The sequence below is a fragment of the Microbacterium algihabitans genome (assembly GCF_032464975.1).
GTDB classification, from domain to species: Bacteria; Actinomycetota; Actinomycetes; order Actinomycetales; family Microbacteriaceae; genus Microbacterium; species Microbacterium algihabitans.
The window spans coordinates 18,976-33,866 of record NZ_JAWDIU010000007.1 but is presented as its reverse complement, the minus strand read 5'-3'; the positions used below and the strand labels follow the sequence as shown (position 1 = coordinate 33,866).

At 70.5% G+C, this 14,891-nt stretch carries 18 protein-coding genes; 9 read left to right on the top strand and 9 right to left on the bottom strand.

The window, feature by feature from the left end:
• Positions 1-3 precede the first annotated feature (3 nt).
• Positions 4-1,239, bottom strand: coding sequence for an NAD(P)/FAD-dependent oxidoreductase (locus RWH43_RS15985; protein ID WP_316001940.1), 1,236 nt, complete (start codon positions 1,237-1,239; stop codon positions 4-6).
• 49 nt (positions 1,240-1,288) lie between these two features.
• Entirely contained in the window at positions 1,289-1,639 is a 351-nt protein-coding gene (locus RWH43_RS15980) for an ArsR/SmtB family transcription factor (RefSeq protein ID WP_144784495.1), read from the bottom strand.
• Between the two features lie 100 nt (positions 1,640-1,739).
• Here RWH43_RS15980 and RWH43_RS15975 point away from each other — a divergent pair, with 100 nt between their 5' ends.
• Genes RWH43_RS15975 through RWH43_RS15965 form a run of 3 tightly spaced genes read left to right on the top strand, consistent with a single transcriptional unit; the run spans position 1,740 to position 3,933 of the window.
• Positions 1,740-2,147, top strand: a complete 408-nt coding sequence (locus RWH43_RS15975; RefSeq protein WP_316001939.1) for an arsenate reductase ArsC — start codon at positions 1,740-1,742, stop codon at positions 2,145-2,147.
• Positions 2,144-3,439 (top strand): FAD-dependent oxidoreductase, encoded by a 1,296-nt coding sequence (locus tag RWH43_RS15970; RefSeq protein ID WP_316001938.1) that lies wholly within the window; start codon positions 2,144-2,146, stop codon positions 3,437-3,439. The genes RWH43_RS15975 and RWH43_RS15970 overlap by 4 nt, the downstream gene beginning before the upstream one ends.
• Positions 3,406-3,933: a GNAT family N-acetyltransferase gene (locus tag RWH43_RS15965; RefSeq protein ID WP_316001937.1), complete on the top strand. Its 528-nt coding sequence runs from the start codon at positions 3,406-3,408 to the stop codon at positions 3,931-3,933. Before RWH43_RS15970 ends, RWH43_RS15965 begins: the two co-directional genes overlap by 34 nt.
• Positions 3,934-3,979: 46 nt before the next feature.
• Here the strand turns inward: RWH43_RS15965 and msrA are convergent, their stop codons facing one another.
• Entirely contained in the window at positions 3,980-4,534 is a 555-nt protein-coding gene (msrA, locus tag RWH43_RS15960; RefSeq protein WP_144784491.1) for a peptide-methionine (S)-S-oxide reductase MsrA, read from the bottom strand.
• A 53-nt stretch (positions 4,535-4,587) separates the two neighbouring features.
• Positions 4,588-5,046, bottom strand: a complete 459-nt coding sequence (gene msrB / locus RWH43_RS15955; protein WP_144781908.1) for a peptide-methionine (R)-S-oxide reductase MsrB — start codon at positions 5,044-5,046, stop codon at positions 4,588-4,590.
• 189 nt (positions 5,047-5,235) lie between these two features.
• Between msrB and RWH43_RS15950 the strand changes: the two genes are divergently transcribed.
• The gene (locus tag RWH43_RS15950; protein WP_154095802.1) at positions 5,236-6,063 is read left to right on the top strand and encodes an SDR family NAD(P)-dependent oxidoreductase; all 828 of its coding nucleotides are present in this window, start codon (positions 5,236-5,238) and stop codon (positions 6,061-6,063) included.
• Positions 6,064-6,175: 112 nt separating this feature from the next.
• Here the strand turns inward: RWH43_RS15950 and RWH43_RS15945 are convergent, their stop codons facing one another.
• The 5 genes from RWH43_RS15945 to RWH43_RS15925 all read right to left on the bottom strand — a co-directional run bounded on the left by RWH43_RS15945 (position 6,176) and on the right by RWH43_RS15925 (position 10,724).
• The gene (locus RWH43_RS15945; RefSeq protein ID WP_316001936.1) at positions 6,176-7,597 is read right to left on the bottom strand and encodes a PepSY-associated TM helix domain-containing protein; all 1,422 of its coding nucleotides are present in this window, start codon (positions 7,595-7,597) and stop codon (positions 6,176-6,178) included.
• A 9-nt stretch (positions 7,598-7,606) separates the two neighbouring features.
• Positions 7,607-8,836, bottom strand: coding sequence for a Dyp-type peroxidase (locus RWH43_RS15940; RefSeq protein ID WP_316001935.1), 1,230 nt, complete (start codon positions 8,834-8,836; stop codon positions 7,607-7,609).
• Positions 8,836-9,372, bottom strand: a complete 537-nt coding sequence (locus tag RWH43_RS15935) for a copper chaperone PCu(A)C (protein WP_316001934.1) — start codon at positions 9,370-9,372, stop codon at positions 8,836-8,838. The genes RWH43_RS15940 and RWH43_RS15935 overlap by 1 nt, the downstream gene beginning before the upstream one ends.
• Positions 9,373-9,383: 11 nt before the next feature.
• A complete protein-coding gene (locus RWH43_RS15930; protein ID WP_316001933.1) occupies positions 9,384-9,998 on the bottom strand; it encodes a copper resistance CopC family protein in 615 nt (204 codons plus the stop codon).
• Positions 9,999-10,103: 105 nt separating this feature from the next.
• The gene (locus tag RWH43_RS15925) at positions 10,104-10,724 is read right to left on the bottom strand and encodes a hypothetical protein (protein ID WP_316001932.1); all 621 of its coding nucleotides are present in this window, start codon (positions 10,722-10,724) and stop codon (positions 10,104-10,106) included.
• A gap of 149 nt (positions 10,725-10,873) precedes the next feature.
• On the opposite strand from RWH43_RS15925, the gene RWH43_RS15920 reads away from it, so the two are divergent.
• The 5 genes from RWH43_RS15920 (at position 10,874) to RWH43_RS15900 (ending at position 14,889) form a co-directional block, all read left to right on the top strand.
• Entirely contained in the window at positions 10,874-11,569 is a 696-nt protein-coding gene (locus RWH43_RS15920; protein ID WP_316001931.1) for a helix-turn-helix transcriptional regulator, read from the top strand.
• 93 nt (positions 11,570-11,662) lie between these two features.
• On the top strand, positions 11,663-12,037 hold the full coding sequence (locus tag RWH43_RS15915) for a VOC family protein (protein ID WP_144827770.1): 375 nt from the start codon (positions 11,663-11,665) through the stop codon (positions 12,035-12,037).
• 116 nt (positions 12,038-12,153) lie between these two features.
• Positions 12,154-13,584, top strand: a complete 1,431-nt coding sequence (locus tag RWH43_RS15910; protein ID WP_316001930.1) for a ferredoxin reductase family protein — start codon at positions 12,154-12,156, stop codon at positions 13,582-13,584.
• Positions 13,585-13,594: 10 nt separating this feature from the next.
• Positions 13,595-14,107, top strand: a complete 513-nt coding sequence (locus RWH43_RS15905; protein WP_316001929.1) for an FMN-binding protein — start codon at positions 13,595-13,597, stop codon at positions 14,105-14,107.
• Positions 14,104-14,889 carry an FAD:protein FMN transferase gene (locus RWH43_RS15900; RefSeq protein ID WP_316001928.1) on the top strand — a complete coding sequence of 262 codons (786 nt, stop codon included), beginning with the start codon at positions 14,104-14,106 and terminating at the stop codon, positions 14,887-14,889. Before RWH43_RS15905 ends, RWH43_RS15900 begins: the two co-directional genes overlap by 4 nt.
• Positions 14,890-14,891 lie beyond the last annotated feature (2 nt).

The window sequence follows — 14,891 nt, the reverse complement described above, 5'->3', positions numbered from 1 at the left end:
CGCTCACCGCGCGAGGTCGGCCAGCACCGCCTCGGCGGCGCGCTGCCCCGACACCAGCGCGCCCTGGATCGACGCGGTGTCGCGGTGGTCGCCGGCGAGGTAGCGGCCGTCGTCGAGACGCACGGGGCGGCGCAGGCGCAACGGCGGATCCTGCACGGGGAGCGCGTGGGCGATGTCGTCGCGCCGCAGCAGGCGCCACGGCCGGGTGTCGGCCTCCCACACCTCATCGAGCTGACGCCGCACGTCGTTCTCGGTCGCGTCGGACGGCAGCACGCACGTCGCCTGGATGAGGTGCTGCCCGCGCGGGGCGTACGTGGGGGCGGTGTTCGTCATGACCGCGGTGTTCACGATCGGCCCGCGCCGGCGTCCGTCCACGCGCAGGGCGGCATCGGCCGAGGGGGCCTCATCGGCGGCGAACCACCACGTCTGCAGCCCGCGCGTGCGAGGGTGCGGGGCGTCGAGGGCGTGGTCGAGGCCGCTCGCGAGCACGAGGGTGCGGGCGGTCACGGCATCCCGACCCTCCACCCCGAGGTGCCAGCCGTGCGCGCGCCGCCGGGTTGACACGACGCGGTGCGAGAGGCGGATGCCGGCACCCGCACGCCGCGCGGTGTCGGCGAGCTGCGCGGGAAGGGCGCCGATCCCCGCGGCGGGGACACCCGGGCGCCCGAGCGCGAAACTGCGGATGAGCAGGCGCACGAACGCGTCGGAGGTCTCTTGCCGGTCGTCGGCGATCACCCCGGCGAGGAACGGCTCGAGCACCGCCTCGCGGAGGGGGCCGCGCAGGCCCGCCCGGTCCCAGCCCTCGTCGAGCGAGAAGTCGCGGCCCTTCTTGGCAGCCCGGGCGTTGAGCACCGTCGGCGCGGCCCATCGGATCAGCGCCGCGAGGTCGGCGGGCCGCACCAGGCCCGAGCGCAACGTCGTCGGAAGAGATCCCGGATGCCGCAGCGGATGCGCCACCCGCGCGACCCGGTCGTCGAGCCGCACGCCGACGGCGACCGGAAAGCGCCGGAGCGCGAGGGCGTCGACGTCGACCCAGCGCCGCACGGCCGGATACGCCGGGTTCAGCACGTGGAAGCCGAGGTCGAGGCGGAACCCGTCGACGATGTCGGTGCGCTCGCGTCCGCCGACCGCGTCGTTCGCCTCGAGCACCACGACATCGCGCCCGGCCTCGGCCAGGCGGGTCGCGGCGCGGAGTCCGGCAAGCCCTGCTCCCACCACGACGACGTCGTACTCGCTCATGCCGCGAGCCTAGGCAGGCGAACGCGAGCGGACGCGGGGGTTGCGAGCGTCAGCGACGGGGCGCGATGGCCGCGGCGACGCTGTCGAGAGCGCCCGGCACGAGCGAGAAGTACGCCCAGGTGCCGCGCTTCTCGCGGGTCAGGATGCCGGCATCCACCAGCACCTTCGTGTGGTGCGAGACCGTGGGCTGCGAGAGGCCGAGGGGTTCCTGCAGGTCGCACGCGCACGTGGCGCCGGCGTCTTGCGCGGCGATGATCGACACGATCCGCAGGCGCGCCGGATCGGCGAGCGCCTTGAGCGTCTTCGCCAGCGTCTCCGCTTCGGCCGGGGCCATCGCCGCGTCGCCCGACGAGACGCAGCAGGGGGCGTCGAGCAGGGGCAGGGCGATGGTCGAGGTCATGGCATCCATCATCGCCTTCACATCGATGAACGTCAATATTGACGAGCGTCGATGTGTTGCGTCATGCTGTTCCCGTTCGACCCGACCCGAAGGAAGCGCCATGTCCGACACCGCCACCATCCTCTTCGTCTGCGTGCACAACGCCGGCCGCTCGCAGATGGCCGCCGGCTACGCCCGCACCCTGGGCGGCGACCGCGTGCGCGTGCTGTCCGGCGGCAGCGCCCCCGGCGACGCCCTCAACCCCATGGCGGTGGCCGCGATGGCCGAAGAGGGGATCGACATCGGCGCCGAGGTGCCGCAGCTGCTGCTCACCGACGACGTGCGTGCCTCTGACGCGGTCATCACGATGGGCTGCGGAGACGCGTGCCCGATCTTCCCCGGCAAGCGCTACGAAGACTGGGAGCTGACCGACCCGGCGGGCAAAGGCCTCGACGAGGTGCGCCCGATCCGCGACGACATCAAGTCGCGGGTGACCACGCTGCTGCGCGAGCTCGGGATCGACGCATGAGCCTGACCCTCACCGTCCCACCGCGTCCCGAGGCCGATCGCCGCGCGGGTCTGCCCATCGCGATCATCGGCGCCGGCCCCGTCGGCCTGGCGGCCGCCGCGCACCTCATCGAACGCGGGCTGCCCGTTGTCGTCTTCGAAGCGGGCGACACCGCCGGCGCGGCCGTTCGCGCGTGGGGGCACACCCGTCTCTTCTCACCGTGGCGCTACGTCGTCGACGCCGCCGCGCGCCGCCTGCTCGAGGCCGAGGGGTGGACGGCTCCGGATGCCGAGGGCCTGCCCACCGGAGACGAGCTGGTCGACGGCTACCTCGAACCCCTCGCGCGCACCGCCGCCCTGGCATCCGTCATCCGGTACGGCACGCGCGTCGAGGCCGTGGCCCGCCAGGGCATGGACCGCACGCGGTCGGTGGGTCGGGCGGCCACCCCCTTCGTCCTGCGACTGCACACGGAGGAGGGCGTGGCGGATGCCACGGCTCGCGCCGTCATCGACACCTCCGGCACCACGAGCTCGCCGCGGTCTCTGCTGTCGTCGGGTCTCGCGCACGACGACCTCGGTGATCGCGTGACGACGGCGCTCCCCGATGTGCGCGGACGCGACCGCGACCGCTTCGCTGGTCGGCGCGTGCTCGTCGTCGGTGCGGGGCACTCGGCGGCGAACACCCTGATCGCCCTCGCCGCCCTCGCCGCGGACGAGCCCACGACGCGCATCGCCTGGGCTGTCCGCAACGAGGGAACCGCCCGCCTCGCCGCCGACGCGGACGACGACCTCGCCGCGCGAGGACGCCTCGGCGCGGCAGTGCATCGCCTGGTCGCCGATGGTTCAGTCGAGCAGATCGCCTCGTTCGAGATCGACGACGTGCGGCTCTGCGACGACGGCGTGCGCGTCAGCGGCCGCCGCGCGGGTGAGACGTTCGTCCTCGAGGTCGACGTGGTCGTCAACGCCACCGGATTCCGTCCCGACCTGACGATGCTGCGCGAGATCCGCGTGGGTCTCGACGAGATCGTCGAGGCACCGCGGGCGCTCGCCCCGCTGATCGACCCGAACCTGCACTCGTGCGGCTCCGTGCCGCCGCACGGGGTCGCCGAGCTGACGCACCCCGAGCCCGACTTCTACCTCGCGGGCATGAAGTCGTACGGGCGGGCGCCCACGTTCCTGCTGCTCACCGGGTACGAGCAGGTGCGCTCGATCGCGGCGGAACTCGCCGGCGACCGGGCGGGGGCACGGCAGGTCGATCTCGTGCTGCCCGAGACGGGCGTGTGCACGACCGACGCGGGGTCCTGCTGCGCGTGAGCGTGTCGCTGCGCCCGCTCGCCGCGGCCGACTGGCCGGAGGTGCACCGCATCTACGCGGAGGGCATCGCGACCGGTCACGCGACCTTCGAGACGGCGCCCCCGGCGACATGGGAGGAGTTCGATGGGGCGAAGCTGGCCGCGCATCGGCTCGTCGCCGTGAGCGAAGACGGGGTCGTCGCCTGGGCGGCCGTCGCCGCCGTGTCGTCGCGGCCCGTCTACCGCGGAGTCGTGGAGCACTCGGTTTACGTCGAGGCCGACGCCCGCGGCCGGGGGATCGGTCACCTGCTGCTCGACGCCCTCATCGCCTCGACGGAGGCCGCCGGTGTCTGGACGATCCAGTCGTCGATCTTCGCCGACAACCACGCCTCGCTCGCCCTGCACGCGCACCATGGATTCCGTACCGTCGGCGTGCGCGAACGCATCGCCCGCGACGTCGCCGGCATCTGGCGCGACACCGTGCTGATCGAGAGACGCAGTCCCACTGTCGCCTGACATGACGAAGGGCCCGGATGCCATGGCATCCGGGCCCTCTTGACGCTTACGCGGAGGCTTGCTCGCGCTTGGGCAGCACCCAACCGGGACGCACGAAGTGGCACGTGTAGCCGTTGGGGATGCGGATCAGGTAGTCCTGGTGCTCGGGCTCGGCCTCCCAGAAGGGCGCCTCGGGCTCGATCGTGGTGACGACCTTCGCGGGCCAGATGCCCGACGCGTCGACGTCGGCGATCGTGTCGCGCGCGACCTTCTCCTGCTCGGGCGAAAGGGGGAAGATCGCCGAGCGGTAGCTCGTGCCGATGTCGTTGCCCTGACGGTTCAGGGTCGACGGGTCGTGGATCTGGAAGAAGAACGCCAGGATGTCGCGGTACGACGTCTGCGTGGGGTCGAAGACGATCTCGACGGCCTCCGCGTGACCGGGGTGGTTGCGGTACGTCGCGTGGTCGTTCTGACCGCCGGTGTAGCCGACGCGCGTGTCGAGCACGCCGGGCTGACGGCGGATGAGGTCTTCGACGCCCCAGAAGCATCCGCCCGCGAGGACGGCGGTCTCGGTGCCGGGGCGACGGGTGATCTCGCCGGTGTCGGTGGATCCGCTGGTCATGGTGGTGCTCCTTCTGCGGTTGACGCTGCTGCGGGTGAGGAAAGAAAAGAGGTTCATGAGGCTCGGCTTTCGCGGAACAGGGGGAGGTACGCGCCGTACCCCTGGGCCTCGAGCTCGCTGACGGGCACGAAGCGCATCGCCGCCGAGTTCATGCAGTATCTCAGCCCGCCGGCGTCGCGCGGGCCGTCGTCGAACAGGTGTCCGAGGTGGCTGTCGGCTCCGGCCGAGCGCACTTCGGTGCGCGTCATCCACAGCGAGCGGTCGGTCTTGTTCACGACGGCGGCGTCGTCGATGGGCTTGGTGAAGCTCGGCCAGCCCGATCCGCTCTCGAACTTGTCGGTCGAGGAGAACAGCGGCTGTCCCGACACGACATCGACGTAGATGCCGTCCTCGTGGTTGTCCCAGTACTCGTTGCGGAACGGCGGTTCGGTGGCGTCGTCCTGCGTGACGGCGAACTGGCGGTCGGTGAGGCGGCTGAGCGCCTCCGACGTCTTCCGGTACTCCGTGCTCACGGTGCGTATCCCTTCGTCATGTCGCCCTGTGTCGGGCGTCAATGAGGAGAACGCGGGGGCGGCCGGATTTGGTCCCGTGGGGCTGGGAGCGGGCTGTGAGTTCTTTTCGGGACCGGATGCCACGGGCAAGCCCTGACGTTCACATCGGAGCCCGCAGTAGCGTGGCGCTCTTCGACCCAGGAGGTTCGCATGACCCGCACCATCGTCATCACCGGAGCCAGCGACGGCATCGGCGCCGCATCGGCGAAGCAGCTCACCCAGGTGGGCGAAGAGGTGGTCGTGGTGGGCCGCAACCCCGACAAGACCGCCCGCGTCGCGCGCTCGCTGGGGGTGGACTCGTTCGTCGCCGACTTCAGCGACCTGGCGCAGGTGCGGGAGCTCGCGGCATCCCTCCTCGAGAAATACCCGCGCATCGACGTGCTCGCCAACAACGCCGGCGGCGTCTTCGGCGAGCGCACGCTGACGAAGGACGGCTACGAGACGACGTTCCAGGTGAACCACCTCGCGCCGTTCCTGCTCACCAACCTGCTGCGCGAGCGCCTCATCGAGTCGGACGCCTCGGTCATCCAGACCTCGAGCGCCGCGGCCAAGCTGTTCCCGCGTTTCGACCTGAACGACCTGCAGGGCGAGCGGCGCTACTCCTCCACCGCGGCCTACGGCAACGCGAAGCTCGCGAACGTGCTGTTCACGAAGGAGCTCAACCGGCGCTTCGGCGACCAGGGGGTGTCGGCCGTGGCGTTCCACCCGGGCGTGATCGCCTCAAATTTCGGATCGTCGAGCGACGGCCCCTGGAAGTTCCTCTACGGCGGCCCGCTCGCCAAGAGCCTCATGACCTCGACCGCCGTGGGCGGCGCACGTCTGACCTGGCTCGCGCTCGGGAAGCCCGGCGTCGACTGGGAGCGCGGCGGTTTTTACTCCAACAACAAGCCCGCGAAGACCAACCGCATCGCCGACGACCCGGCCGTGGCGAAGGTGCTGTGGGAGCGGAGCGCAGCGCTGGTCGGTCTCGACGACTGAGCGGCGGTTGCGCGTCGTCGGAACGCGGGTCGGGAGACGGCCGGGACGTGGGGGTGACCGGGGTCGGTGAGCTCGTCAAAACCCCGACCCCGGCCACGTCAGTACGGACGCTTCACGTCCGAGTTCTGGTGCGCCGCACCCAGCCCACGCCGATGTCGACGAGCACGAATGCGGCGAGGGTGAAGCCCACGAGCGGCAGCCACAGGCCGATGACGACAGCGCCGACGAGCACTGAGGCGATGCCCCACCACGGGGCCCCGCGAAGAGCCCCGCGACGGGGAGGGGCACCGACGAGGGCGGGGGTGCGGGTGGGGCGCCGCTTCCACCACATCAGGTAGCCGAGGACGACCATGGCCGCGATGCCCGCCGCGAGGAGGAACATCACGATCTGGTTGACGAGGCCGAACATTGTTCCCATGTGGATGGCGATGCCCCACGTCGCGAGCTTGGCCGGGAGGGAGAAGTCCGCGAAGTCGACGCGGTCGACGACCTGCATGCTCGACCCGTCGATGGCGACAGCATCCGCTTCCGTGGGGGAGGTGCGCTGGATTTCTTGAACGACCCACGCGGTGCCGGCCGTCTTCGGCGGGATGATCTGCACCAGTCCGGTGTTGACGTTCGTGCGCTGCGCGATGGCGAGGACGGCGTCGAAGGTGGCGGGGTTCGCCGCGCCCGTGGGAGCTGCCGAGGAGCCACCGTGGTGCGAATGCTCTCCGCCCTCGGAGGAGTCTCCGCTCAAGCTGGTGGTGACGGTCGGAGTGCCCCAGTCCAGGGCGGCGCGCAGGTCCGAGACGTTGGCGCCGGCGTAGGTGGACCAGGTGATGCCGGTGGCCGAGAGGAACAGCGCACCGACCGCAACCCAGATACCAACCGACGCGTGCCAGCTGAAGGTGCGGCGGTACCCGGTGTGCTTCCGAGCGGGGCGGAACAAGTCCTTCTTGGCGCGGGACTTCCGGATGCGGATGACCCACAGCCCGACCCCCGCGACGACCACGATGCCGAGCCACGAGGCGGCCAGCTCGCTGTACAGGCGTCCGGGCTCGCCGAGGTGGAGATTGCGGTGCAGAGTGCTCAGCCACGTTCGCAGCGGCAGCGATCCGCTTGTGCCGTAGACCGTGGTATCGCCGCGGATCTCACCCGTGCCGGGGTCGATGAACACGGCGCGCGACTCGCTGGGACCGAGGCCGTCTGCGGTGAACATGACGCGGGTGGTGTCGCCGGGGGCGGGTGCGGGACGGACGGCGGAGAGAGTCGCCCCGCCATCGACGTGCTCTTGCGCGATCGTGATCTGCTCCGCGAGAGTGAGCCGTTCGGCGGTGACGGGGGCGTGCAGCTCGCGTTGATAGACGCCCTGCTCGATGGCGGGCGCGATCGCGTAGAGCGCACCGCTGAGGGCGGCGATCAGGATGAACGGGCCGACGAGGATGCCGGCGTAGAAGTGCAGCCGGAGAAGGAGCGGACCGAACCATCCGCCACGAGGGCGGGGTTTCGGGGGCTCGTCGGATGTCGTCGGGGTGGTGAGAGTGGCAGTCATGGGGTGCTTTCAGGAGAGAAGGGTTTCGCCGATGTAGCCGCCCTCGGAGCAGCCGGGCGGAGCCGCGAAGACGGCGGAGCCGATAGGCGTCGTCCATTCGTTGAGAAGGTCGAGCTCGTCGAGTCGGCGCTGAATGGGCGTGAACTGCCGGTCGATGTCGGCTTGGAACGACACGAAGATCAACCCGGCATTCGAGAGGCGTCCGGAGGTGGGGGCGTCGTCGTAATTGAACGCGCGGCGGAAGATCCGCTCCCGGGCGTTGTCGCTTCGCGAGCGGCGCAGGTGAGAGAACTCCGGGATGACGGGGAATCCGATGGGGGTCTTGGCGTCGAAGTCGGGTTCGTCGAATTCGTCCGACCCCGTCAGTGGCGCTCCGTTCGACTGGTATCGCCCCACGGATTGATCCCGTCCGGGCCGATCAAGCCGGTCCCACTTGTCGAGGTCCATGGCGATACGGCGCAAGACGATGCCGGTGCCGCCCGCCACCCATCCGTCGTCGGCGTTCCACACGACAGTGTCGAAGTCGGGCGTGCCGGGTTCGGGATTGCTCGTGCCATCGACCTGCCCGAAGAGGTTGCGCATCGTGGTTCCCGGTTTCACCGTGCCGTGAGCGCGTCGGAATCCTTGCTGGGTCCACCGGAGCGTGGCGAAGCTGCGGGTGTCTTTCAGTACCATGCGGCCGGCGTGCGCCACGGTGAGCGGGTCGTCCGCCGCGATCTGGATGAGGAGGTCTCCCTCGCTGTACTCCGGCTGCAGGCGGTCGATGGTGAACACCGGCAACGGCGCCAACCACGGCGGTGCCGTGCCACCCGCCCGCGCGACCAGGCGCGGACCGAAGCCGAACGTGACGGTGAGACGGGCCGGGGCAACAGCCAGCTCCGGCTCGGAATCGGCCAGGGCGGACTGGCCCTGCGTCATTCGAGCCGCGTCATCAGTGAGGATGCGCATCATCCGGCGGAGCCCGTCTCGGTCCGTGTCGGGGAGGAGGTCAAGCGCCAGAAACAGACCGTGGGCCTGTGCCGCGGTGTCGATTCCGGCTTGATGGGCGCCGTGGAACGGAACGGTGACGTCACCGTTGAGAGGCTCGGAGGCGGTAGCGGTGGGCGGTGTGCCGCGCAGAGCGGCGTCGATTCCGATCGCACTGACGGCGCCGACGCCGGCGACGGTTCCTCCGAGGAGGAACTGTCGCCGGGTCGAGCCGTTGCGATCAGAACGGGGGCCCCGATCGCGGGAGGCCATTACTGGCCGGTTCCCATGTTCATCTCGCCGCCCTCGTAGGTCTCGTTCGCACCGGAGTAGTCCTTCACCGGTGCGGTGAACTCGTAGGTGGAGTCATCCGAGAACGTGAGCGTGAAGGTCACCCCTTCGCCCGCAGTGAGCGGTGCAGCGAGGTCCATGAGCATGATGTGGTTGCCGCCGGGCTCGAGCATCAACGACCCGTGGGAGGGAATGACGAAGCCGCCTTCGATCTGCCGCATCACCATCTCCCCGTTCTCGTTCTCAACGGTCTCGTGCAGTTCGAGCATCGGCGATGCCTCGGTGGTGGCCGAGACCACTGTCACGTCAGCGTCGCTGTCGTTGGTGAGTTCGCCGAAACCGGCGGACATGCCCGACTCTGCGGACTTCACCCAGGCGTCGCTCATCTCGATCGCGTCGCGTGCAGGAGTGTCCGCGGTGTCGGTGGTCGATGTGGCCGCTCCCGAGCAGCCGGTCAAGGTGAGCGCTGCGGCAGCAATGAGGATGCCGAAGCGGATGCGGGTGGTGCGGGTGATCACAGAAGTACCTTTCACGGAGTTTTCGACGACGGCTCGACGGCCTCTTCGTCGGAGTCGCCGGCTGATCGCCGACGACGGAAGAAAGAAAAGGCGGCGAGGGCGGCGATGGCGACCGCTGCCCCTCCCGCCCCGATGAGGACGACCCGGAGGACGCCCCCGTTCTCCTGCGTGTTCTGACCCTCTTGTTCCGGCGCGCTGCTCGCGATCGACGGCGTGGTTTCTCCGTCACCTGTGATCGCGCGCTGCAGGGGTTCCGCGTCGCCCACGGTGAACGGGATGACCCCCGAGATGGGGTGCCCGTCCGATGAGACGACACGCCAGCGAACCTCGTAGCCGCCGACCGGCAGCTCCTCCGCGAACGGAGCACTGACGGTGGTCGCTTCCACCGTCGCCTCCGCCGCCGTCCAGTCGCGGCCGTCGGCATCCGCCACCATGATCAACGCCCCTACATCCATCAGCTCGGCGCTGAATTCCAACGACACCGAAGTCGGAGAGACATCGAGACGTTCATCGGCGGACGGGGTGCTGGAGATCAGATCATCGTGAGCGGAAGCGGGGGCGACGGAGGTCATGACGAGCACGACCGCTGCCGTCGCGCCGACCGCGAAGCGGCGGAACGGAGACATGGAAACCTTTCGCGGGTACCCAACGGCGGGTACGCACAGCACAAGAGCGTTCAACGAACGCAGGGAACGCGCCGAGCGCGGCCTCGTGTGCGGCGTCGGCGAAGGTCAGAACACGGCGACGGTCGGCGGACCGCGGCGCGTCAGCGAGAACACCAGCCGCGAAACGACAGGGCTCGACGGCTTGACGAAGATCGGTCGCAGGTCGCGGGACGTAGTGGCGACGAACGCCACCAGCACACGCAGAAGTCGCCGACGCGCCCACCGCACCAATTCGACCGCGATCTCACGCAGTCGCAGACAGGCCTTCTCTCCGCGATACAGCGCGACGGTGGTGAGCACTGCAGCGATGCCGTGCATCAGCCACATTGAGGCACCCGCGTGACCGTGCATCGAAGTCATACCCGGGTCGATCGCCATCTGGGCGGCGCCATGTACGTGATGCGAGACCGTCGCCGAGGACGCGGGCGAGGGGGAGAACGTCCCCAGCACGAACAGTGTGTGGAACAGCGCTTGGCTCGCCACCACGGCGAGCGAGAGCCGCCACAGGGACATCTGCCTGCCGGCCAGGAGCGTACACACCGCGACGGACAGGACCGCGGGGAGAGCGATGCCGATCCAGCCGGGCATCTGACCGCCGCCGGTGACGTGAGAGACCAGGGCGATGAAGGTGGCGATCCCCGCCGCCGTCGAGCCGCGCGCGACGCGGACGGCTCTGGACGGGGACATGCATGCCATTCTCACAGAGAACGGGGCGGGCGCCGACGCCGGACGCGGTCGGGGTGGGCGTCGTCACGGTGTCGAGCCCAGTCGCACCGCGGCGCTGAGCGGCCGTTCCCCGTCGTCGCCGCACGTGCGACGTGCCGGATGATGGGGACGTGAACCGCACCGATCGTCTTTACGGCCTCGTGGAGGAATTGCGGGCCGTCTCGCCGCGGCCACGCAGTGCTCGTCGTCTGGCGGAGCGGTTCGAGGTGTCGGTGCGCACCATCGAGAGGGACCTGTCGGCGTTGCAGGAGGCGGGCGTGCCGATCTGGGCGGAGCCCGGCCGGACCGGCGGATACGTCATCGATGCGTCCGCGACGCTGGGGCCGGCGGGGTTCACCCTCAACGAGGCGCTCGCGGTGCTGATCGGGCTCGGAACCCTCGGGCGCAGCCCGTTCCGGCAGTCCGCACGCACGGCGGCCCGCAAGATGCTGGCGGTCATGCCGGAGGGGGAAGCCGCGCGTGCCCGGGCGCTCGCCTCCCGCGTGCACGTCCTCGAGAGCGAGGACGAGGCCGTCGTGCCTGCCGAGTTCGCCGCAGCCCTGCGCGCGGATCGCGTCGTGCGCATCCGCTATCAAGACGCCGAGGGTGCCGAGTCGAGCCGCGACGTCGAACCACTGGGGTCGATCGGCAAAGACGGGCAGTGGTACCTCCTCGCATGGTGCCGTCTGCGCGACGGGGTGCGGGCGTTCCGGGGAGACCGGATGCTGTCGATCGAGGTGACCGAGGAGCGCCCCCCGCAGCGGGCTCTGCGTGCCGCCGACCTCGCGATCCCGTACGGACGGTTGCGGTCGGTCGTCGAGGACTGATCTCACGGGACTTCGCGAAACACCGACAGGACGGTGTCGCGATGCCGGGGGAGGCTGGGGTTCTCATCCCGTCGACATCACCGAAGGAAACCCATGCCGTTCGCCTCCATCCGCATCGTGACCGCTGACCTCGACGCCCTCGTCGCCTTCTACGAGCGCGTCACCGGCCAGCAGGCCGAACGGCCCGCTCCCGTCTTCGCCCAGTTCCGCGGTCCCGGCGCAACCCTCGCGATCGCGAGCACGGACACCGTCGCGATGCTGAACGGGGCTCTCGTTCCCGCGGCCAACCGATCGGTGTTCATCGAGTTCGAGGTCGACGATGTCGACGCCGCGTTCGCCGTGCTCCAGACGCCCCGACAGGACGTCGTCCTCGAACCGACCACGATGCCGTGGGGCAATCGATCCGCACTGGTCCGCGACCCCGACGGCAACGTCGTCAACCTGTTCAGCCCGCCCGCCGCGAGGTAACGCCTCGGCGCCCGCTCTTTGAACGAGCGAAGCCGCAATCTACGTGTTCCCTATGCATCACCCCCGGGCGCCCCATTCTTGGAGCCGTCTGGGGAGCGCGCGGGCACGCTGAGCGCATGACCGCAGCACCCGCCCTCGCCGCCCCGCCCGCCGCCGCCGTGCGCCGCGCTCGCCAGGTCTCGCGGAGAAGGCCGAACACCCGTCCGCTGTGGAACCTCGCCGCGATCGTCGTCATCTGGGCGACGAGCCTCGTCGTCGTGGCAGTGTGGGTCGCGGGCGGCGAAGTGCAGTCGCTGCTGGCCGGGGGAGCCGACTCGCTGAACTCCCTCGGTCGCGCCGCGGGCCTGGCATCCGCGAACCTGCTCTTCTACCAGGTGCTGCTGATGGCGCGCGTGCCGCTGTTCGAGCGGGGGTTCGGCCGCGACGGCATCACCCGCATGCACCGCATCGTCGGATTCTGGTCGTTCGCGCTGTTCGCGGCGCACATCGGGCTGCAGATCCTCGGCTACGCGGTGCAGGCGGGCATCAACCCCGTGGTGCAGGCGTGGCAGTTCGTGTGGGACTACCCGGGCATGCTGTTGGCGACCGCGGGCACCGCCCTGTTGCTGCTGGTCGTGGTCACCTCGGTGCGCAAGGCCCGCAAGCGCCTGCGGTACGAGTCGTGGCACCTGCTGCACCTGTACGGCTACCTCGGCGTCGGTCTCGCCATTCCGCACATGCTGTGGACGGGCGCCGACTTCACCGTCTCTCCCGCCGCCACCGTGTACTGGTGGGCGATGTGGGGTGTGACCGTGGCGACGGTCGTCGTCTTCCGCCTCGGGCTTCCGCTCGTGAGGTCACTGCGCCACGGCATCCGGATCAGCGCCGTCGAACGCGACGGGCAGAGCGGCGTCTCGGTGCGCATGACCGGGCGCCGGATCGACGCGCTGAAGGCCCGCGGCGGACAGTTCTTCATCTGGCGCTTCCTCGATGGGGCGGGTTGGACGCGCGGGCACCCCTTCTCGCTCGCCACCGATCCGGCCGACGGCGAGCTCGTCATCTCGGCCCGTTTCGTCGGCGACGGCACGCAGCGCCTCGCCGCGCTCCGCGCCGGCACGCGCGTGCTCATCGAGGGCCCGTACGGCACGATGACCGCCGACGAGCGCCGCGGCGGACACCTGCTCATGATCGGCGCCGGTGCGGGTGTCGCGCCGCTGGTCGCGATGCTCGAAGAGGCCGAGTGGGCTCCGGGCGAGGCGACGCTCATCGTGCGCGACCACACCGCCGCCGACGCCCTGCGCGCCGACGCGATCGACCGCCTCGTGCGGGAGCGCGGCCTGCGTCACGCGCCGCTGCCCGGCCGTCGAGCCCTGACCACCTCGTCGTGGCTGCCGACCTCTCACGCGCAGTGGGCGGGGGCCGACCTCATCCGCTACGTCTCGCCACGACCCGCCGACACCGACGTGTTCCTCTGCGGCCCCCAGCCGTGGATGGATGCCGTGCGCGCCGACCTCCGCCGCGCCGGCGTTCCCGCCGAGCGCGTCCACCTCGAAGCCTTCACCGTCTGAGGAGATTCCGATGAAGAAGATCGTCTACGCCCTCATGGCGACCGTCACCGGCCTCGTGCTGCTGTTCAGCTACCGCACCTCGACGGTCCCCGAGTCGACGAGCGCGCTCGCCGACGCCCCCTCGTCGGGGGTCGCCACGGCTCCGAAGACCACGGCGACGACGCCGAGCCCCTCGGCATCCGCGTCCTCCGGCTCGACCTCGAGCGGCTCGACCTCGGGCGCGCAGACCTCGTCCAGCGGCCTCGCCGACGGCACCTTCACCGGGCAGGCGGCGAACACCCGCTTCGGTCCCGTGCAGGTGCAGATCACCGTGTCGGGCGGCGCGATCACCGACGTGCAGGTGCCGCAGTACCCCTCCGAGAGCGGACGCGACCAGCAGATCAACTCGCGCGCGCTGCCCGTGCTGGTGAAAGAGACCGTGCAGGCGCAGAGCGCCCAGGTCGACATGGTCTCTGGTGCCACCTACACCAGCACCGGGTACCGCACCTCTCTGCAGTCCGCCCTCGATCAGGCCCGCGCATGACCGGGGCGTTCACGGTCGTCGAGCCCGTGATGGGAACGGTCGCCTCGATCACCGTCATCGGCGAGCGCACCGACCGGGTGGAGCGGGCGATCGCCGCGTGCGTGGCGCGCCTGCGCGATGACGAGCGCGTGTTCTCGACGTACCGCGACGACTCCGACATCTCGCGGCTGCGCGACGAGGGGCTCGAACTCGGCGGCGTCGATCCGCGGGTGGCCGAGGTGGCAGCGCAGTGCCGCGATCTGCGCGAGCGCAGCGGCGGCCGCTTCGACGCGCACTGGCGGGGTTGGTTCGACCCGACCGGGTACGTGAAGGGATGGTCGACGGATGCCGCGACCCGGGCTTTCGACGAGCTGCTCGCCGACGGCGAGATCGAGGCGGTCGGCGTCAACGTGGGGGGAGACATGCGCTTGCGCACGGCCGCGACGAGCGACCACGTGTGGCGCATCGGCATCGCGCACCCGACCCACGAGGGCGAGCTGCTGGCCACGGTCGAGGTCGTCGACGGGGCCGTGGCCACCTCGGGCACGTCCGAGCGCGGCGCGCACCTCGTCGATCCGCGCACGGGCGTGCACCTCGCGGGTCCCGTGAGCGCGACGGTCATCGCCGACGACCTCACCACCGCCGACGCCTGGGCCACGGTGGCGGCCATCGCCGGGATCGACGACCTCGACTGGATGCCGGTGGCCCCCCTGGCATCCGGGATCGTGTGGGAGCACGGCCGCACGCGCCGCTTCGCCGGTCGGGTCGAGGTGTCGGCGTTCCACGACGCGCTCGTCGGCTGAGT

Bases quoted from the DNA above. Each gene is read 5' to 3' on its own strand.
- RWH43_RS15985 (WP_316001940.1), bottom strand. From the start codon at position 1,239: ATGAGCGAGTACGACGTCGTCGTGGTGGGAGCAGGGCTTGCCGGACTC.
- RWH43_RS15980 (WP_144784495.1), bottom strand. From the start codon at position 1,639: ATGACCTCGACCATCGCCCTGCCCCTGCTCGACGCCCCCTGCTGCGTC.
- RWH43_RS15975 (WP_316001939.1), top strand. From the start codon at position 1,740: ATGTCCGACACCGCCACCATCCTCTTCGTCTGCGTGCACAACGCCGGC.
- RWH43_RS15970 (WP_316001938.1), top strand. From the start codon at position 2,144: ATGAGCCTGACCCTCACCGTCCCACCGCGTCCCGAGGCCGATCGCCGC.
- msrA (WP_144784491.1), bottom strand. From the start codon at position 4,534: ATGACCAGCGGATCCACCGACACCGGCGAGATCACCCGTCGCCCCGGC.
- RWH43_RS15950 (WP_154095802.1), top strand. From the start codon at position 5,236: ATGACCCGCACCATCGTCATCACCGGAGCCAGCGACGGCATCGGCGCC.
- RWH43_RS15945 (WP_316001936.1), bottom strand. From the start codon at position 7,597: ATGACTGCCACTCTCACCACCCCGACGACATCCGACGAGCCCCCGAAA.
- RWH43_RS15940 (WP_316001935.1), bottom strand. From the start codon at position 8,836: ATGGCCTCCCGCGATCGGGGCCCCCGTTCTGATCGCAACGGCTCGACC.
- RWH43_RS15930 (WP_316001933.1), bottom strand. From the start codon at position 9,998: ATGTCTCCGTTCCGCCGCTTCGCGGTCGGCGCGACGGCAGCGGTCGTG.
- RWH43_RS15925 (WP_316001932.1), bottom strand. From the start codon at position 10,724: ATGTCCCCGTCCAGAGCCGTCCGCGTCGCGCGCGGCTCGACGGCGGCG.
- RWH43_RS15915 (WP_144827770.1), top strand. From the start codon at position 11,663: ATGCCGTTCGCCTCCATCCGCATCGTGACCGCTGACCTCGACGCCCTC.
- RWH43_RS15910 (WP_316001930.1), top strand. From the start codon at position 12,154: ATGACCGCAGCACCCGCCCTCGCCGCCCCGCCCGCCGCCGCCGTGCGC.
- RWH43_RS15905 (WP_316001929.1), top strand. From the start codon at position 13,595: ATGAAGAAGATCGTCTACGCCCTCATGGCGACCGTCACCGGCCTCGTG.
- RWH43_RS15900 (WP_316001928.1), top strand. From the start codon at position 14,104: ATGACCGGGGCGTTCACGGTCGTCGAGCCCGTGATGGGAACGGTCGCC.